At 51.9% G+C, this 18,892-nt stretch carries 12 protein-coding genes and 3 pseudogenes; 5 read left to right on the top strand and 10 right to left on the bottom strand.

Translation table 11 applies throughout. From position 1 onward, the window contains the following. Nucleotides 1–200: 200 nt before the first annotated feature. Complete coding sequence (gene adk, locus C1192_RS10250) at nucleotides 201–845, top strand: adenylate kinase (RefSeq protein ID WP_001313630.1); 645 nt, start codon at nucleotides 201–203, stop codon at nucleotides 843–845. Between the two features lie 190 nt (nucleotides 846–1,035). Then, a complete protein-coding gene (gene hemH, locus C1192_RS10245; protein ID WP_016248423.1) occupies nucleotides 1,036–1,998 on the top strand; it encodes a ferrochelatase in 963 nt (320 codons plus the stop codon). Here hemH and aes read toward each other — a convergent pair. Beyond that, entirely contained in the window at nucleotides 1,973–2,941 is a 969-nt protein-coding gene (gene aes, locus C1192_RS10240; protein WP_016263004.1) for an acetyl esterase, read from the bottom strand. The genes hemH and aes overlap by 26 nt on opposite strands. A 151-nt stretch (nucleotides 2,942–3,092) precedes the next feature. On the opposite strand from aes, the gene gsk reads away from it, so the two are divergent. Continuing rightward, nucleotides 3,093–4,397 carry an inosine/guanosine kinase gene (gsk, locus tag C1192_RS10235; protein WP_000671588.1) on the top strand — a complete coding sequence of 435 codons (1,305 nt, stop codon included), beginning with the start codon at nucleotides 3,093–3,095 and terminating at the stop codon, nucleotides 4,395–4,397. 120 nt (nucleotides 4,398–4,517) lie between these two features. Here the strand turns inward: gsk and ybaL are convergent, their stop codons facing one another. Then, nucleotides 4,518–6,194, bottom strand: a complete 1,677-nt coding sequence (gene ybaL / locus C1192_RS10230; RefSeq protein ID WP_000546244.1) for a YbaL family putative K(+) efflux transporter — start codon at nucleotides 6,192–6,194, stop codon at nucleotides 4,518–4,520. Nucleotides 6,195–6,432: 238 nt separating this feature from the next. Beyond that, a complete protein-coding gene (locus C1192_RS10225) occupies nucleotides 6,433–7,572 on the bottom strand; it encodes an MFS transporter (protein WP_038354586.1) in 1,140 nt (379 codons plus the stop codon). 220 nt (nucleotides 7,573–7,792) lie between these two features. On the opposite strand from C1192_RS10225, the pseudogene C1192_RS10215 reads away from it, so the two are divergent. Continuing rightward, nucleotides 7,793–8,149, top strand: a pseudogene (locus C1192_RS10215) (metallophosphoesterase); the annotation flags it as partial. A gap of 35 nt (nucleotides 8,150–8,184) precedes the next feature. Here the strand turns inward: C1192_RS10215 and C1192_RS10210 are convergent. The 4 genes and pseudogenes from C1192_RS10210 to C1192_RS10195 form a co-directional block, all read right to left on the bottom strand. Beyond that, nucleotides 8,185–9,393 carry an IS256 family transposase gene (locus C1192_RS10210; protein ID WP_103194796.1) on the bottom strand — a complete coding sequence of 403 codons (1,209 nt, stop codon included), beginning with the start codon at nucleotides 9,391–9,393 and terminating at the stop codon, nucleotides 8,185–8,187. 126 nt (nucleotides 9,394–9,519) lie between these two features. Further along, nucleotides 9,520–9,780, bottom strand: a pseudogene (locus C1192_RS25690) (transposase); the annotation flags it as partial. A gap of 93 nt (nucleotides 9,781–9,873) precedes the next feature. Next, complete coding sequence (locus tag C1192_RS10205) at nucleotides 9,874–11,565, bottom strand: NEL-type E3 ubiquitin ligase domain-containing protein (protein ID WP_103194795.1); 1,692 nt, start codon at nucleotides 11,563–11,565, stop codon at nucleotides 9,874–9,876. Between the two features lie 160 nt (nucleotides 11,566–11,725). After that, nucleotides 11,726–12,934 carry an IS256-like element IS1414 family transposase gene (locus tag C1192_RS10195; protein ID WP_103194764.1) on the bottom strand — a complete coding sequence of 403 codons (1,209 nt, stop codon included), beginning with the start codon at nucleotides 12,932–12,934 and terminating at the stop codon, nucleotides 11,726–11,728. Nucleotides 12,935–13,007: 73 nt separating this feature from the next. Here C1192_RS10195 and ushA point away from each other — a divergent pair. Beyond that, a pseudogene (gene ushA, locus C1192_RS10190) lies at nucleotides 13,008–14,305 on the top strand (bifunctional UDP-sugar hydrolase/5'-nucleotidase); the annotation flags it as partial. Nucleotides 14,306–14,341: 36 nt separating this feature from the next. Here the strand turns inward: ushA and ybaK are convergent. The 3 genes from ybaK to copA all read right to left on the bottom strand — a co-directional run bounded on the left by ybaK (nucleotide 14,342) and on the right by copA (nucleotide 18,706). After that, nucleotides 14,342–14,821, bottom strand: a complete 480-nt coding sequence (ybaK, locus tag C1192_RS10185) for a Cys-tRNA(Pro)/Cys-tRNA(Cys) deacylase YbaK (RefSeq protein ID WP_038355883.1) — start codon at nucleotides 14,819–14,821, stop codon at nucleotides 14,342–14,344. Nucleotides 14,822–15,023: 202 nt separating this feature from the next. Continuing rightward, nucleotides 15,024–15,818, bottom strand: a complete 795-nt coding sequence (locus C1192_RS10175) for a TraB/GumN family protein (protein WP_000365166.1) — start codon at nucleotides 15,816–15,818, stop codon at nucleotides 15,024–15,026. A gap of 386 nt (nucleotides 15,819–16,204) precedes the next feature. Beyond that, complete coding sequence (gene copA / locus C1192_RS10170; protein ID WP_038355882.1) at nucleotides 16,205–18,706, bottom strand: copper-exporting P-type ATPase CopA; 2,502 nt, start codon at nucleotides 18,704–18,706, stop codon at nucleotides 16,205–16,207. Between the last annotated feature and the right edge of the window lie 186 nt (nucleotides 18,707–18,892).

Below are 18,892 nucleotides of genomic sequence, written 5' to 3'. Positions count from 1 at the left end.
CGATTGCGTTTCTCCGGCCTGAACGTTGAATACGATGCCGGATGACCTTAACGTCATCCGGCATTTTTTATCACCTTTCCTTAAATTATCCCCCCCTTAACCGTTTCAGCCCAAGGTGCCTTTCTTGAGGCAATCGCCTGTTGGTGGTATCGTTTATCGCTTTTTCAAAAAATTCGACACATTTTAAGGGGATTTTCGCAATGCGTATCATTCTGCTTGGCGCTCCGGGCGCGGGGAAAGGGACTCAGGCTCAGTTCATCATGGAGAAATATGGTATTCCGCAAATCTCCACTGGCGATATGCTGCGTGCCGCGGTCAAATCTGGCTCCGAGCTGGGTAAACAAGCAAAAGACATTATGGACGCTGGCAAACTGGTCACCGACGAACTGGTGATCGCGCTGGTTAAAGAGCGCATTGCTCAGGAAGACTGCCGTAACGGTTTCCTGTTGGACGGCTTCCCGCGTACCATTCCGCAGGCAGATGCGATGAAAGAAGCGGGTATCAATGTTGATTACGTTCTGGAATTTGACGTACCGGACGAACTGATCGTTGATCGTATCGTAGGTCGCCGCGTTCACGCGCCGTCTGGCCGTGTTTATCACGTTAAATTCAATCCGCCGAAAGTAGAAGGCAAAGACGACGTTACCGGTGAAGAGCTGACCACCCGTAAAGACGATCAGGAAGAAACCGTGCGTAAACGTCTGGTTGAATACCATCAGATGACTGCACCGCTGATCGGCTACTACTCCAAAGAAGCAGAAGCGGGCAACACCAAATACGCGAAAGTTGACGGCACCAAACCGGTTGCTGAAGTTCGCGCGGCTCTGGAAAAAATCCTCGGCTAATCTAAGTCACCATTGATTTGCACTCTGCCTGATAAGGCGTTCACGCCGCATCAGGCATGGTACATGTCAGCAGATCTACTTTCGGGCAGGTCTGCTTATCCTCCTCAGGCAATACCTCTCACAGCAATTAGTTCTTATTCCTCACTTTTCCGCTACAATTATCAACAAGTTGAATCGATAAGAGGCGGTAATGCGTCAGACAAAAACCGGTATCCTGCTGGCAAACCTGGGGACACCCGATGCCCCCACTCCTGAAGCGGTAAAACGTTACCTGAAACAATTTTTAAGCGACAAACGCGTAGTTGATACCTCACGGCTGTTGTGGTGGCCATTGCTGCGCGGCGTGATATTACCGCTGCGTTCGCCGCGCGTGGCGAAACTGTACGCTTCTGTCTGGATGGAAGGTGGCTCGCCGCTAATGGTTTACAGCCGTCAGCAACAGCAGGCGCTGGCACAACGCTTACCGGAAATACCGGTGGCACTGGGAATGAGCTATGGTTCGCCATCACTGGAAAGCGCGGTGGATGAACTGCTGGCGGAGCATGTCGATCATATCGTGGTGCTGCCGCTCTACCCGCAATACTCCTGTTCTACGGTCGGCGCGGTATGGGATGAACTGGCGCGCATTCTGGCGCGTAAACGCAGTATTCCGGGCATTTCGTTTATTCGCGATTATGCCGACGACCCCTCTTATATTAATGCTTTAGCGAATAGCGTTCGTGCATCATTCGCGCAACATGGCGAGCCGGATCTGCTATTGCTCTCCTATCACGGCATTCCGCAGCGTTATGCGGATGAAGGCGATGACTACCCGCAACGTTGCCGGACAACGACCCGTGAACTGGCTTCAGCACTGGGAATGGCACCGGAAAAAGTGATGATGACCTTTCAGTCACGCTTTGGTCGCGAACCCTGGCTAATGCCTTATACCGATGAAACGCTGAAAATGCTCGGAGAAAAAGGTGTAGGTCATATTCAGGTGATGTGTCCGGGCTTTGCTGCGGATTGTCTGGAGACGCTGGAAGAGATTGCTGAGCAAAACCGTGAAGTCTTCCTCGGTGCGGGCGGTAAAAAATATGAATATATTCCGGCGCTTAATGCTACACCGGAACATATCGAAATGATGGCTAATCTGGTTGCAACCTATTGCTAAAGAATCGAGCGCCGTCGCGTAGAGCATCGTCGGCGGTTTTCATCATCCGTGAATAATGCAAAAAGGCGTGTAGCGTACCGGAGTAGAGTTTGAACTCACAAGGTTGCTGGTGTGCCGCTAACGTCTGGTAAAGCAGGCGACTGTCATCCAGCAGCGGATCAAACTCTGCACCCGCGATAAAGCAGGGCGGCATATCGCGAGTGAGATCATTATTAAACAGGCAGTAATATGGCGACTCGCGGTCTGCTTTGTTACCTAAATAGGCCTCTTCATACATCAGCAAATCCTGTTGCGTTAAACCATCCCAGTCACCGCCCAACAGGCGGCGAGTTACGGAATCTCGTAATCCGTAAAGCCCATACCACAGCAAAACCCCAACAACTTTACCGCAATCAATCTGCTTATCTCGTAGCCATAAAGCACTGGCGAGCGCCAGCATCGCGCCCGCGGAATCACCGGCAAAACCTATGCGTGACATATTGATTTGATAATCGCTTGCCTGTCGGTGGAAGTGACAACAGGACGCCACGATTTCCTCTATTGCTTGCGGAAAACGCGCTTCTGGTGAAAGGGTGTAATTGATACCAACCACCGTACACTGAGTGTAGTTCGCCAGCAGCCGCATAATGCGATCGTGGGTATCGAGATTGCCGAGAATAAAACCGCCGCCATGCAGATAAAACAGCGTCGCGGTGCTGTCTGCGTCCGGCGAGTAGAGCCGTGTTTCCACCTGGCCATAAGGCGTGGGGACTGCGTAAGCTCTGGTTGCCATTTCTGGAGCGTCAGCATTCCAGAATCGACGCTCAAGTGTGTAATGCTGCCGTTGCTCAGTAATCGTTCCCGCTGCGGGCCAGGGCGGTAAATCGGGCTGAAGAGTATTAACAACGGCCTTCATTTCAGGAGAAATAAGTTCCAGCACGGATAATTTGTTTTCCGTCTTCATTAAAAAACTCCTTTCAAATAACGCCATTGTAAGGAACCACTGCCATGAAAATGCGATCTCACCTGCTGATATTGAAACTGCCTGCGTCTCGCGCGTTCAGGCATGATTGTGTTAACATTCGCCGCTCAGTTAACCACCCGTAAAAACAACCATGAAATTTCCCGGTAAACGTAAATCCAAACATTACTTCCCTGTAAACGCACGCGATCCGCTGTTGCAGCAAATCCAACCAGAAAACGAAACCAGCGCCGCCTGGGTGGTGGGTATCGACCAGACGCTGGTGGATATTGAAGCGAAAGTGGATGATGAGTTCATTGAGCGTTATGGATTAAGCGCCGGGCATTCACTGGTGATTGAAGATGATGTTGCCGAAGTACTTTATCAGGAACTGAAACAGAACAACCTGATAACCCATCAGTTCGCGGGTGGCACCATTGGTAACACCATGCACAATTACTCCGTGCTGGCGGATGACCGTTCGGTGCTGCTAGGCGTAATGTGCAGCAATATTGAAATTGGCAGCTACGCCTACCGTTACTTGTGTAACACCTCCAGTCGAACCGATCTTAACTATCTGCAAGGGGTGGACGGCCCGATTGGTCGTTGCTTTACGCTGATTGGTGAGTCTGGCGAACGTACCTTTGCTATCAGCCCGGGTCATATGAACCAGCTACGTGCGGAAAGTATTCCGGAAGATGTCATTGCCGGAGCGTCGGCGCTGGTATTAACGTCCTATCTGGTGCGCTGCAAGCCGGGTGAACCGATGCCGGAAGCGACCATGAAAGCCATTGAATATGCCAAAAAATACAACGTGCCGGTGGTGCTGACGCTGGGAACCAAATTTGTTATTGCGGAGAACCCACAGTGGTGGCAGGCGTTCCTCAAAGAACACGTTTCTATTCTGGCGATGAACGAAGAGGAAGCGGAAGCGTTGACCGGAGAGAGCGATCCGCTGCTGGCATCTGATAAGGCACTGGACTGGGTAGATCTGGTGCTGTGCACCGCGGGGCCAATTGGTTTATATATGGCGGGCTTTACTGAAGACGAAGCGAAACGCAAAACCCAGCATCCGCTATTGCCGGGGGCCATACCCGAATTTAACCAGTATGAGTTTAGCCGCGCCATGCGGCACAAAGATTGCCAGAATCCGTTGCGTGTCTATTCGCACATTGCACCATATATGGGCGGGCCGGAAAAAATCATGAACACCAACGGAGCCGGAGATGGGGCGCTGGCAGCGTTGTTGCATGACATTACCGCCAATAGTTATCACCGCACCAACGTGCCAAATTCCAGTAAGCATAAATTCACCTGGTTAACCTATTCGTCGTTAGCGCAGGTGTGTAAATACGCTAACCGCGTCAGTTATCAGGTTTTGAACCAGCATTCACCACGCTTAACACGCGGGCTGCCGGAGCGTGAAGACAGTCTGGAAGAGTCTTACTGGGATCGTTAAACCAGCGAACTGATGACTGTCGGATGCGGCGTAAACGCCTTATCCAACCTACGGAAGATGGCACGCGTAGGCCGGATAAGATGCGTTAGCATCGCATCCGGCAATGATGTCAATATATTATTACCCCGTCACCACCTCACCAGCCGGTGGCGCTTCCAGCAGTTCCAGCATAGTACGGGCAATTTCGCGTTCACCCATCACCACCTGATTTGCTCCACGTTCGGAGATATACGCCACCTCATCGTCATAATGGGCACGGGCGATAATCTCAATATCCGGGTTTTGGGTGCGAGCAGAGGCCACAATCTCACCGGCTTCGTAACCGTTGGGAATGGTCAGAATCAGCCATTTCGCGCATTTCAGATGCGCCAGGTGCATTATCTCTTCGTTAGCAGCGTTGCCTAATACTGCGCGAACCCCGCGTTCACGCAACTCATCAACACGGGTTCGTGATGTTTCAATCACCACTAACGGAATATCAGACGCGAGCAATTTTTCTCCCAGCAGGCTGCCCACGCGACCATAGCCCACCAGTATCGCGTGGTTGCAAATATCCACCGGGATCTGTTTCTCTTCTTCGATAGCCTCTTCCAGCGTCTGCTCTTCCAGTGTTTCGGTCTTCGCCAGATATTTCTCCAGCAGCGCGAACAGCACCGGGTTGAGCATAATCGACAGGATCGCGCCTGCCAGCACCAGGTTTTGCCCTGCCTGCGGCAGCAGATTCAGCGCCATCCCCAGACCTGCCAGGATAAAGGCGAACTCACCAATCTGCGCCAGGCTGGCGGCAATGGTTAACGCTGTACGCTGGGAGTGACCAAACAGACGAACCAGGAAAAGCGCTGCCACTGATTTACCAAACAGAATAATCGCCAGCGTAGCCAGCACCGCCAGCGGTTGCTGAATCAGGATCAGTGGATCAAACAACATGCCTACAGAGACAAAGAACAGCACCGCAAACGCATCGCGCAACGGCAGCGTATCATGCGCTGCGCGGTGACTAAGTTCGGATTCGTTAAGCACCATTCCGGCAAAGAATGCGCCCAGCGCGAAGGAGACGTCAAACAGTTCTACTGCACCAAAAGCAATGCCTAATGCCAGCGCCAGCACCGATAAGGTAAACAATTCACGCGAACCGGTTGCAGCGCTCCGCGCCATAATCCACGGCACCAGACGGCGGCCCACCAGCATCATAATGGCGATAAATGCGACCACCTTGCCGATGGTGATCCCCATATCAACCGCCAGCGTGGCAAAGCCAACATCGCCTTGTTCCATCATCCCCGCTACCGCCGGCAACAATACCAGCGTAAGAACCATCACCAAATCTTCCACAATCAGCCAGCCAATGGCGATTTGCCCGCGCTGACTGTCTATCAATTGCCGTTCTTCAAGCGCGCGTAGCAGTACCACGGTACTGGCGGTGGAAAGGCACAGGCCGAACACGATGCCGGTCATCAACGACCAGCCGATCACGGCAGAGAGAGCCATGCCCAGCAACGTCGCCACGGCTATCTGGGCAATCGCGCCGGGAATGGCGATCGACTTTACCGCCATTAAATCCTTTAGCGAAAAATGCAGGCCGACGCCGAACATCAGCAGAATAACGCCCAGCTCCGCCAGTTCCGGTGCCAGTTTAGTATCAGCAACAAAACCTGGGGTAAAGGGGCCAGCCAGCACACCCGCTAACAGATATCCCACCAGAGGAGAAATACGCAGTTTATTGGCCAGCATGCCGAGGATAAAGGCAAGCACAAGGCCGCCAACAATTGTGGTGATAAGCGGGGTGGCGTGATGCATTCCGTCTCCTTTTCCTGGTGGTAGTTGTCCATATTTTGGCCGGGAAAACCAAAATTACAGGTAATAGTTTATGACAATTTCATTGATGATGTTTATGAATAATTGTTGAATTTTGCAGAAAAATGGAATTAGCCGCAAAAAAAGCACGGATCGGAAAAGTGATGAGGTGTATGAAGAGGAAAGGCTTATGGCTACTGCAAAATGAAGCAGCCAAAGTTTACCTTTGGCTGCCGGGAATTCAGGGTTTATGCCGATTATCAGGTAAGAATATGGTCAACATTCCCAGAAGCGGCAGGAAAGCACAGATTTTATAAACTAACTCGATGCTGGTATGGTCAGCGAGAAGCCCCAGAACCGCTGCGCCAAGGCCTCCCATCCCGAAAGCAAAACCGAAAAAGAGTCCAGAAACCATGCCGATACGCCCCGGAAGTAGCTCCTGGGCGTAGACCAGAATGGCGGAAAACGCCGCAACGCCGAGGATAGAACCCCAAATTACATATTTTCTACCAATTCTGTCCCCCACAGGCCCGCCAATGACGGTTCCCGCCGCGACGGCAAACAGGAAGGCAAACAGATGAAGTTGGGCATTCTGGATAGATAAACCGAACTTTTGCATCAAATAAAAGGTGTAATAGCTGCTGATGCTCGCCATATAGAAATATTTCGAGAAAATCAGGATTAACAAGATGCTGACTGCCAGTACCACTTTGTCGCGTGGCAGCGGGTTAACAATCACTTCTTTCGGTTTGCTTTTACTCATTTGGTGTTGCGCGGCGTACCAGCGGCTGATTTGCGCCAGTACTACGATAGCCAGCAGTGCCGCCAGTACAAACCATGCGACGTTGCCTTTGCCGTAAGGTGCGATGATCACCGCCGCCAGCAATGGCCCCAACGAACTACCAAAGTTACCGCCTACCTGGAAGATAGATTGTGCCAGGCCATGACGCCCCCCAGACGCCATACGCGCCACGCGGGAAGATTCCGGGTGAAAGACCGACGAACCTGTACCGACCAGCGCCGCCGCCAGCAGAACCGCACCAAAACTGTCCGCCAGCGCCAGAAGCACCAGGCCGCTCAGGGTAAAGCACATGCCAATCGGCAGCGACCACGGCATCGGGTATTTATCGGTCCAGTAGCCGACCACCGGTTGCAGCAGGGAGGAAGCGAGCTGGAACGTCAGGGTAATCATGCCAATCTGCATAAATGTCAGAGAAAATTCAGACTGGAGCAGAGGATAAATCGCCAGAATTAGCGATTGGATCATGTCGTTCAGCAGATGCGAGAGGCTGATTGCGCCTAAAATACTAAACGATGTGCGTGCCTTAGTGGTTGACGCAGCCGCGCCCGCCACAGGCTGGGTTTGTTCACTCATTGCCATAGGAAAGTCACTTTTTCAGGGTTGCGATGTAAAGAATTATCTTATTTGTGATTATTACCTGACTAACATACCTGCATGCGCTGTCTTAAGGAAGTCTCAATGCTTAATACAGAATTTCCATTTTTGTATGTAGATTTACCATCACCACACACAGATTTGTCTATTATGTCGCGTCATACTAATTTTCAACACGTTGATATCTGGTCAGGGAGAGAGAAATATGAAGTTTTTGCAGCGGGGTGTGGCATTAGCATTATTAGCCGCATTTACACTGGCGAGTGAAACCGCCCAGGCTTATGAGCAGGATAAAACCTACAAAATTACGGTGCTTCATACCAACGATCACCACGGTCATTTCTGGCGTAATGAATATGGCGAATATGGTCTGGCGGCGCAAAAAACGCTGGTGGATGGTATCCGCAAAGAAGTCGCTGCTGAAGGTGGTAGCGTGCTGTTACTTTCTGGTGGCGACATTAACACCGGTGTACCGGAATCCGACTTACAGGATGCTGAACCTGATTTTCGCGGCATGAATCTGGTGGGTTATGACGCGATGGCGATCGGTAATCATGAATTTGGAGCCTGTTTAAGATTCTGTGTAAATGCCTTTTCTCAGAAGTGACCGTCCAGGCGGTCACCGAACTCGATAATAAAGCGGCTCATTGCCATTCGCCAGTCCTTCAACGGCATCGTCCATTTCTGGGACGCAGACTGGATTGCCAGCCACACCACTTTTTTCACCGAGTCGTCTGTCGGGAACACTTTACGCTTTTTGAGCGCATGGCGGATCACGCTGTTTAGCGACTCGATGGCATTCGTCGTATAGATCACTTTGCGGATGTCCGTTGGATAAGCGAAGAACGTGGCAAGATTCGGCCAGTTAGCCTGCCAGCTTCGGCTTATCTGAGGATAGCGACAGTCCCAGGCCGCAGCGAACGCTTCCAGTGCCTGCTGGCCTGCCTCTTCCGTGGGAGCCTGATAAATCGCTTTCAGGTCGCGAGTGACGGCTTTGTAGTCCTTCCATGACACGAAGCGCAGGCTGTTGCGCACCATATGCACGATGCATAACTGGATGCGGGCCTTCGGATATACTGTGTGCATTCCGTCCGGGAAGCCTTTCAGGCCATCCACACAGGCGATGAGGATATCGTTCAGACCGCGGTTTTTCAGTTCAGTCAGCACATTGAGCCAGAACTTCGCCCCTTCATTTTCGGCCAGCCACATACCCAGCAGTTCTTTCTGACCTTCGATATTGATGCCCAGTGCCAGGAACACCGATTTGTTGATGACGCGACTGTCCTGCCGAACTTTCAGGACGATACAGTCAAGATAAACAATGGGGTAAACAGCATCCAGTGGTCGGTTTTGCCATTCTACAACCTGCTCCATCACGGCATCGGTAACCTTTGATATCAGTGCCGGTGAAACATCTGCGTCATACAGTTCTTTGAACGCAGCAGCTATCTCACGGGTGGTCATCCCTTTGGCATACAACGAGAGGATCTGGTTATCCATCCCGGTAATACGGGTCTGATTTTTCTTTACCAGTTGTGGTTCGAAGGTACCGTCACGATCGCGCGGAGTACGCAGTTCCAGTGGACCGTCGCCTGTGATAACGGTCTTTGTGGAAAAACCGTTGCGGGAGTTAGCTCCTGGTCTGGACTGATTTTTCTCATACCCAGGATGGTGTGTCATCTCTGCATTGAGAGCGGCTTCAACGCTGAGCTTTTTCAGCAGCCGATCAAACTGACTGAGGTCTTCAGGGGTTTTGAGGTTTTTGGCCAGTTCGTTAGCCAGAGCCTGTAACTGTTTTTCGTCCATAAATTAACCTTCATTTGATGCTGGATTGAACATATCAAAATCAGGCAATTACACAAATCTATGTACAGGCTCTCTGCCACTCAGTGGTCTTATCCTGAACGGTATCTATGACTTTTAATATCTGTGTGGCTCGAAGCTGCCTTTACGATCACGAGGGGTTTTGAGTTCAACTTCGCCATCATCGCTGAGTAGGGTTTTAGTGAAATAGTCGTTACGTGCATTACTACTTTTTTTCAACGGATTTTTCTCGTACCTGCGATGCTCTGTGAGAGTAGCACTGAGCATGGCTTTGAGAGTAAGATTCGTGAGTATTCGTGAAAACTGTTTGAGATTAGATTAGGTTTTAAGGCCCTTTGCCCGTTCGGTAGCAAGAGCCTTGAATTTTTTTCGTCTAAAATAATTACCTGTTTCCGTAACGTTGGGAACATATCAAAAACAGGCAATTACACAACTTAAATTACAGTCTCATTATTAATCTTGTTAATGCGCGCCATTTCCACCTGACAGACCCCCTGACACCTCTTCTGTCAACTGACGGTAAATCTCCGTTTCTATCTCCTCCATTACTCGCACTCCGGCCTCCCTTTCCGCATCACCATCACCGCTCAGACCCAGCGCCGAAAGCCGCTCTGCCAGCCGCTGAGGATATTCCCTCTCCAGCATCTCATACTTCTTCTCCTCCGCCCGCGCCCAGCGCTCTGCTTCCGTTCGTTTCAGTACTGCATGCCACGGAGACCACCGCGCAAACCACTCCGCAAATTCTCTCTCCTCACGGCTGACGACGCGCGCAAGCGCGCTACTCAGGTCATCCTCTGTCACTCCGGATACCCCGTAGAACCGCATTTCACGCACCGCGGTGCTGAGCTCCAGTTTCTCCGCCAGCATCGTCTGGAAAGCAAGGTAGACTTCTATCTCATCCACAAAATGCAGCGTTTTGACTTTCTCCCGGGCTATTTCTTCCAGCACTTCCAGACGGTACATTTCACGGCCAAGGCTGAGCAGTCCTGTCAGGTCGCTGTCGAATTCCCCTTCCGAAGCCTGATGAACACGGTACGTTTTCTGCAGGTTATTCCACGTCAGGGCCACACGGTCTTCACAGCTCCGCGTCGCATCGGCGGCAACGGCAAAACACTGCTGGCGGAGTGCTTCAGACCTGCTGAGTTTTTCCAGAAATTCACTCACCTGTTGAGCGATTCCCGGGGCATTGCGCGCCGTCACCGTGTCTGCAAGACGGTCGAGGAAGGCGGCGAAGGTGGATGCGTTCTCTTCGTCTGTAAATGCCCCCCATCTCTGGGATACCTCAGACCGGAGGGACTCCGGGAACCATGCAGCCACGGCTTCAGGGAGGGAACGGACAGGCGTATGCTGCTGCCCGTTGCTCATGGAGAAGTGGATCTGGGGGCCGTGGTAGTCCGGGGAGGACATCAGTTGTTGCAGAGACTGCAGGATACGGTTGGACAGTGGGTTATTCTCAAGGTCAACCAGGCTGATTTCATTGAGACCAGTGATGCTTTCCGGAATATGAGTGATCTGATTCTGACTAAGCCAGAATATTCTCGGCATTTGATTATTTTCCACAGGGAAATCTGGCAGTCTTTCCAGCGCATTACTCTGTGCATTGACTATTGTCATCGCTGCAGGCAACTCGGGAAGCGCGGTCAGACGATTGCCACTCACGTTAAGGATTGTCAGTGAATTCGGCAGATCAGGAAGTGTGGACAGATTATTGCCATTCACGTTAAGAGTATTCAGTGATAGCGGTAGTTCAGGAAGTATGGACAGACGATTGCCTCTCACGCTAAGGACTGTTAATGATTCTGGCAATGAAGGGAGAGTCTCCAGTTGATTAAACGATGCTTCTATTTTTTCAAGGGAATAAGGTAACCGGGGAAGTGAAGTTAAGGAATTGTTGTCAATTTTAAGTGACATGACATGCTCAGGCAATGACGGCAGAGAAGTCAGATTTAATTCCGATAAATCCAGATGACTTTCATTATTCTCCAGACACAGTTTTAGCCGGCTAAAGGCTAACGCCCTGTTTTCACCGGGGGCGCAGTTTTCAGCCCATTCCGTCCACTCAGAAAGATACTGCTCCCTGATAAGTTGAGTCTCTGCAGGCTGTGGGAAAGAAAGACGTCCTGTTGATGAATGAGAGGAAGGAACAGATGGCATGATAACCTCACCTGAGTAAATATATGTTAAAATGATACTTCGTTAATGCACTGATGGAGTGCTGCCCTGATGTTTCTATATAAATGCGGGATATTCTTTTTGTTGAGAACGAGTGGCGCTTTCATTGAGCCTGTTTAAGATTCTGTGTAAATGCCTTTTCTCAGAAGTGACCGTCCAGGCGGTCACCGAACTCGATAATAAAGCGGCTCATTGCCATTCGCCAGTCCTTCAACGGCATCGTCCATTTCTGGGACGCAGACTGGATTGCCAGCCACACCACTTTTTTCACCGAGTCGTCTGTCGGGAACACTTTACGCTTTTTGAGCGCATGGCGGATCACGCTGTTTAGCGACTCGATGGCATTCGTCGTATAGATCACTTTGCGGATGTCCGTTGGATAAGCGAAGAACGTGGCAAGATTCGGCCAGTTAGCCTGCCAGCTTCGGCTTATCTGAGGATAGCGACAGTCCCAGGCCGCAGCGAACGCTTCCAGTGCCTGCTGGCCTGCCTCTTCCGTGGGAGCCTGATAAATCGCTTTCAGGTCGCGAGTGACGGCTTTGTAGTCCTTCCATGACACGAAGCGCAGGCTGTTGCGCACCATATGCACGATGCATAACTGGATGCGGGCCTTCGGATATACTGTGTTGATGGCATCCGGGAAGCCTTTCAGGCCATCCACACAGGCGATGAGGATATCGTTCAGACCGCGGTTTTTCAGTTCAGTCAGCACATTGAGCCAGAACTTCGCCCCTTCATTTTCGGCCAGCCACATACCCAGCAGTTCTTTCTGACCTTCGATATTGATGCCCAGTGCCAGGAACACCGATTTGTTGATGACGCGACTGTCCTGCCGAACTTTCAGGACGATACAGTCAAGATAAACAATGGGGTAAACAGCATCCAGTGGTCGGTTTTGCCATTCTACAACCTGCTCCATCACGGCATCGGTAACCTTTGATATCAGTGCCGGTGAAACATCTGCGTCATACAGTTCTTTGAACGCAGCAGCTATCTCACGGGTGGTCATCCCTTTGGCATACAACGAGAGGATCTGGTTATCCATCCCGGTAATACGGGTCTGATTTTTCTTTACCAGTTGTGGTTCGAAGGTACCGTCACGATCGCGCGGAGTACGCAGTTCCAGTGGACCGTCGCCTGTGATAACGGTCTTTGTGGAAAAACCGTTGCGGGAGTTAGCTCCTGGTCTGGACTGATTTTTCTCATACCCAGGATGGTGTGTCATCTCTGCATTGAGAGCGGCTTCAACGCTGAGCTTTTTCAGCAGCCGATCAAACTGACTGAGGTCTTCAGGGGTTTTGAGGTTTTTGGCCAGTTCGTTAGCCAGAGCCTGTAACTGTTTTTCGTCCATAAATTAACCTTCATTTGATGCTGGATTGAACATATCAAAATCAGGCAATTACACAAATCTATGTACAGGCTCTGAATTTGATAACCCGCTCGCCGTATTACGTCAGCAGGAAAAGTGGGCTAAGTTCCCGTTGTTGTCCGCCAATATCTATCAAAAAAGTACCGGCGAGCGCCTGTTTAAACCCTGGGCGTTGTTTAAGCGTCAGGATCTGAAAATCGCGGTTATTGGTCTGACGACCGATGACACGGCGAAAATTGGTAACCCGGAATATTTCACTGACATTGAGTTTCGTAAACCTGCCGACGAAGCGAAGCTGGTGATTCAGGAACTGCAACAGACAGAGAAGCCGGACATTATTATCGCCGCCACGCATATGGGGCATTACGACAATGGTGAGCACGGTTCAAATGCTCCGGGCGATGTAGAGATGGCGCGCAGCCTGCCGGATCGCTGGCGATGATCGTCGGTGGTCACTCGCAAGATCCGGTCTGTATGGCGGCGGAAAATAAAAAACAGGTCGATTATGTTCCTGGTACGCCTTGTAAACCGGATCAACAAAACGGCATCTGGATTGTGCAGGCGCATGAGTGGGGGAAATACGTGGGGCGGGCTGATTTTGAGTTCCGCAATGGCGAAATGAAAATGGTCAACTACCAGTTGATTCCGGTGAATCTGAAGAAGAAAGTGACCTGGGAAGACGGGAAAAGTGAACGTGTGCTTTATACCCCGGAAATCGCTGAGAACCAGCAAATGATCTCGCTGTTATCGCCGTTCCAGAACAAAGGCAAAGCGCAACTGGAAGTGAAAATTGGCGAAACCAATGGTCGCCTGGAAGGTGACCGCAGCAAAGTCCGTTTTGTGCAGACCAATATGGGACGATTAATTCTGGCGGCACAAATGGATCGCACAGGCGCTGACTTCGCGGTGATGAGCGGCGGCGGGGTCCGCGACTCCATTGAGGCTGGTAATATCAGCTACAAAAACGTGCTGAAAGTGCAGCCGTTCGGCAATGTGGTGGTGTATGTGGATATGACGGGTAAAGAGGTGATTGATTACCTGACCGCCGTCGCGCAAATGAAGCCGGATTCCGGTGCCTATCCGCAATTTGCCAACGTCAGCTTTGTGGCGAAAGACGGCAAACTGAACGACCTGAAAATCAAAGGCGAAGCAGTCGATCCGGCGAAAACTTACCGCATGGCGACATTAAACTTCAATGCCACCGGTGGTGATGGTTATCCGCGCCTTGATAACAAACCGGGTTATGTGAATACCGGCTTTATTGATGCTGAAGTGCTGAAAGGCTATATCCAGAAAAACTCGCCGCTGGATGCGAGCGCATATGAGCCGAAAGGTGAGGTAAGCTGGCAGTAATCTGAAAGTGCCGGATGTGCGCATCCGGCACAATGCTTAATCGCGGCGAGCAATATCGGCAAATTTCGCATCGAGGATCTTCGCCAGATCGCATGCTGCCAGTTCGATATCTAACCCGCGTTTACCACCAGAAACATAAATGGTGGCAAATTCTTGCGCGGGGGCGTCGATGATCGTCGGCAGACGTTTTTTCTGCCCCAGTGGGCTAATTCCCCCAACCAGATACCCCGTGGTGCGTTGTGCCACCATCGGATCGGCCATCTCCACTTTCTTGGCACCCAGCGCCTTTGCCACCTTTTTAAGATCCAGTTGACCTGCGACTGGCGTAACGGCTACCGCCAGATGTTTCATATCGCCGTTCACCGCGACAAGCAGCGTTTTGTAGACCTGATCCGCATTTAAACCTAATTTTTTGACCACTTCATCGCCAAAATTAGTTTCAGCCGGATCGTGATCGTAGGTATGAATCTGGAAAGAAATCTTGTTTTTTTCGAGTAATTTAACTGCGGGTGTCATCGTAATTTTCCTGCCTCAAACAAAAAACGGAGAAAGCATACGCCTGATGGCGGCCCAAAAAAAAGAGTCATCTTGCCTAAGAGTATTGGCAGGATGGTGAGATTGAGCGACAATCGACTTACACCGTCGCTTAAAGTGACGGCATAATAATAAAAATATGAAATTCCTCTTTGACGGGCCAATAGCGATATTGGCCATTTTTTTAGCGCAGCATCTGCGGCAAATTCCCTTCTCCATATAAGTGCAGTGCGCCAACCGCGACCACATAGCGCCCCGGCGGCATAGCGCGTAATTTATCCCGCCAGGCAAGATTGCGCTGGTGCATCAGCACATCGTACAGCGACTGACTGAATGTATTGGGCAGCGTTATTTCATTATCTTGCGGTGGCGCATTCAGCCACCAGCTCATCATTTGTTGCAACAACCGGGCGTTGGTATGCCAGTGGGTCAGAGTATCGTCCAGCAGTGCCAGTCCGTTGTCGGGAAGCTGGAGCAACATGGCAATCTGATTTTCTGCCCCTTCCAGTTCAATCACGGGCTTATGTTGTTGCTTCGCTACCTGCAATAACTGGTAATCGATGCCATATTCTGCCCGCAGCCCCAGTTTTTGCGCCTGTGTCGCCTGAAGAACCATCGCGATTTGCCACAGCGGTTGAGTAGAAAACAGCGAGGGAGAAATGCCCATCTCCTGGCTAATGTGTTGCAGGTTTTGCATCTGTTCTTCGCTGATACGCTCTTCCAGCGCCTCGCAGGAAGGGAGATTGGCAAATGGGGTATCGCTGGTGGAAACATCCGCCTCGACGATAAGCGCATCGGCTTGTTTGAGTTTTTTGAGCAGCCGGGCGGGCAGGGGAGCCATATCGTGGCTACCCATATGAATACTGCCAATGAGATGAAAATGACGATTACCGGAAAGAGAGATATCGATGGCAGGCCAGGTGTAATGATTACCGCGCAGCGCAGCCCAAAGTGTTTTTACCCGGTACAACAGATCCATACGACCTCCCTTTGTGAAATATCATGCTAGCGCGCGGGGAGGAATGGCGCAAATGGAGTTGATTGTTGCACTTGTGCACAGTGCTTTGTCCAGTAAACCGGACAAGGCGTTCACGCCGCATCCGGCACCTGAGCACTATTGCCTGATGCGACGCTGACGCGTCTTATCAGGCCTACAAACTTGTGCCCGAACCGTAGGCCGGATAAGGCGTTCACGCCGCATCCGGCACCTGAGCGCCATTGTCTGATGCGACGCTGACGCGTCTTATCAGGCCTACAAACTTGTGCCCGAACCGTAGGCCGGATAAGGCGTTCATGCCGCATCCGGCAGTCGTGCGTTAATGCCAAATGCGCCGCCCTGAAGCAGCGCATCCGGCAATGACGTACTTACTCTTTCGGTTTAAACCGCAGCAACCGGTTGGCGTTGCTCACCACGGTAATCGACGAGAGTGCCATGGCTGCCCCGGCAACCACCGGGTTAAGCAAGGTTCCGGTGAACGGCCATAAAATACCGGCGGCGACGGGGATCCCAATGCTGTTATAGATAAACGCACCAAGCAGATTCTGCTTCATATTACGCAGCGTTGCGCGGGAGATGGCGAGCGCATCGGCAACGCCCATCAGACTATGGCGCATCAGAGTAATCGCTGCGGTTTCAATCGCAACATCACTCCCACCGCCCATTGCAATACCGACATCCGCCTGGGCCAGTGCTGGCGCGTCGTTAATACCGTCACCCACCATTGCGACCTGACGCCCCTCGCTTTGCAGACGTTTAATCGCTTCGGCTTTACCATCCGGCAATACACCCGCAATCACTTCATCAATCCCCGCTTCTTTGGCGATCGCATTGGCGGTCGTTGGGTTATCCCCGGTCAACATCACCAGACGATATCCCGCTTTATGCAGCCGTTGCAGCGCCGCCACGCTATCACTACGTAATGGATCGCGTACTGCCAGCAGGGCTACCGCTTTATCGTCAACCGCCAGCAGCACTGGCGTTGATCCTTGCGATGCCTGGGCGGTAATCTCCGCTTCGATAGCTTTCGTATCTACTTGCTGATCATTTAACAGCGCCTGATTCCCCAACAGCAGCGCATGGCCTTCTGCTTCACCGCTCACGCCCAGCCCGCGCAATGTGCGGAAGCCGTTGACTTGTGGCAGTTGCATATCGCCTGCTTTATCGAGGATTGCCCGCGCCAGTGGGTGGCTGGAACCTTGTTCCAGTGCCGCCGCCAGACGCAGCGCCTGCGCTTCGTCAACATCAGCAAAGGTTTTCACAGTGACAACCTGCGGCTTCCCTTCGGTCAGCGTCCCGGTTTTATCGAAAACTACGGTATCCAGCGTACTGGCACGTTGCAGTGCGTCGGCGTCACGCACCAGCACACCGAACTCTGCCGCGCGGCCGACACCAGAAATAATCGACATCGGCGTTGCCAGCCCCAGCGCACACGGGCAGGCGATAATCAGCACCGTGGTGGCAATCACCAGGGTATAAACAATTTGCGGTGCCGGACCAAAGAAATACCAGATTGCCGCACTGATCAGCGCAATCACCACCACTACCGGCACAAACACGGCAGAGATTTTATCCGCCAGTTGGCCGATTTCCGGCTTACTGCTCTGGGCCTGGCGCACCATGCGAATAATCCGCGACAAGGTAGTATGGCTGCCAACCGCACTGGCGCGAAACAGCACGCTGCCGTCCTGCACCACCGTCCCGGCATGGACACTATCGCCTTCGCCTTTTTGCTGCGGAATAGGTTCACCCGTCAGCATTGCTTCATCCAGCCACGCTTTGCCCTGGGTAATCTCACCATCTACCGGCACACGATCACCGGTCGTCAGGCGCAGCAACATACCTGGCTGCACTTCAGCCAGCGGCACACTTTTTTCACCATCTTCGGTGACCAGTCGTGCCGTGGGCGGGGTTAAATCGAGTAATTTCTCCAGCGCTTTAGAAGAGCGTTGACGTGCGCGCGCTTCCAGCATATGGCCGAGATTAATCAGACCGATAATCATCGCGCTGGCTTCGTAATAAAGATGTCGCGCTTCCATCGGGAACCACTGCGGCCACAGGTTGACGCTCATCGAATAGAGCCACGCCACGCCTGTACCCAGCGCTACCAGCGTATCCATCGTCGCCGCGCCGTTCAGCAGGCTTTTCCATGCGCTGCGGTAAAAATGCCCACCCGCGAAAACCATCACCGCCAGCGTAATCAGGCCGATAACCAACCACAGGTTGCGGTTGTCGGCAGTGACCATCATGTTCTCGCCAATCATCCCCCAGACCATCACCGGGATACCCACCGCCAGGGCGACAATCGCCTGCCAGCGGAAGCGTTTCATAGTCGCGACGGCGGTTTCCTGCTGGCGTTCGCGGCGTTTAGCATCATCTTCAATCGCCTCTGCGCCGTAGCCCGCTTTTTCCACCGCCTGCACTAAATCTTGTGGGGAGGCACTGCCCATCACCAGCGCAGTGCGCTCCGCCAGGTTTACCCGTGCCTGGGTGACGCCCGGTACGCTTTGCAGCGCGTTCTGCACCCGGGTGACACAACTGGCGCAGCTCATGCCGCTCAGCAGCAACTGCTGACTATCGTCTTCGGCGGTCGCTGCCGGAAGCTCATCAGGAACCGCTGTCAGTGCTTCCGACGGGATTGATGACTCCGCCAGCGGTTTAGCCTTTGGGTGGCTTACTGATGCGTCATAACCCGCTTGCTTGATAGTTTCGATAAGCTGTTCTGCGCTGGCAGTACCGGTAACGTGCGCTTCAGTGATAGACACGTCCGCCTGCTCAACGTCCGGGCGCTGCTCAAGACTCTCTTTTACGCGTTTAACGCAGTGACCGCAGGACAAGCCGTCCAGGGTCAGGTCGATTGTTTGAGACATAATTCACTCCTTTAAGACAGTGTTGACTGACTGAGATAAAGGGTAAACCTTCCAGCAAGGGGAAGGTCAAGAAATTAATTAATCACCAGGATAAAAGTCAGTGAAGATTAAAAAATTGGCTCAATTTCCATCAGAATCAGACAATTATCTCTTTGTTTTCCTGTAGTTAATTTGCGGGTGCTAAGT

Source organism: Escherichia marmotae, assembly GCF_002900365.1.
In the GTDB taxonomy this organism is placed as follows: domain Bacteria; phylum Pseudomonadota; class Gammaproteobacteria; order Enterobacterales; family Enterobacteriaceae; genus Escherichia; species Escherichia marmotae.
The sequence above is the reverse complement of the archived record's forward strand: the minus strand, read 5'-3'. Positions and strand labels throughout refer to the sequence as shown.

Bases quoted from the DNA above. Each gene is read 5' to 3' on its own strand.
- adk (WP_001313630.1), top strand. From the start codon at position 201: ATGCGTATCATTCTGCTTGGCGCTCCGGGCGCGGGGAAAGGGACTCAG.
- gsk (WP_000671588.1), top strand. From the start codon at position 3,093: ATGAAATTTCCCGGTAAACGTAAATCCAAACATTACTTCCCTGTAAAC.
- C1192_RS10195 (WP_103194764.1), bottom strand. From the start codon at position 12,934: ATGGACGAAAAACAGTTACAGGCTCTGGCTAACGAACTGGCCAAAAAC.
- copA (WP_038355882.1), bottom strand. From the start codon at position 18,706: ATGTCTCAAACAATCGACCTGACCCTGGACGGCTTGTCCTGCGGTCAC.
- C1192_RS10225 (WP_038354586.1), bottom strand. From the start codon at position 7,572: ATGGCAATGAGTGAACAAACCCAGCCTGTGGCGGGCGCGGCTGCGTCA.
- C1192_RS10175 (WP_000365166.1), bottom strand. From the start codon at position 15,818: ATGGATCTGTTGTACCGGGTAAAAACACTTTGGGCTGCGCTGCGCGGT.
- C1192_RS10205 (WP_103194795.1), bottom strand. From the start codon at position 11,565: ATGCCATCTGTTCCTTCCTCTCATTCATCAACAGGACGTCTTTCTTTC.
- hemH (WP_016248423.1), top strand. From the start codon at position 1,036: ATGCGTCAGACAAAAACCGGTATCCTGCTGGCAAACCTGGGGACACCC.
- ybaK (WP_038355883.1), bottom strand. From the start codon at position 14,821: ATGACACCCGCAGTTAAATTACTCGAAAAAAACAAGATTTCTTTCCAG.
- aes (WP_016263004.1), bottom strand. From the start codon at position 2,941: ATGAAGACGGAAAACAAATTATCCGTGCTGGAACTTATTTCTCCTGAA.
- C1192_RS10210 (WP_103194796.1), bottom strand. From the start codon at position 9,393: ATGGACGAAAAACAGTTACAGGCTCTGGCTAACGAACTGGCCAAAAAC.
- ybaL (WP_000546244.1), bottom strand. From the start codon at position 6,194: ATGCATCACGCCACCCCGCTTATCACCACAATTGTTGGCGGCCTTGTG.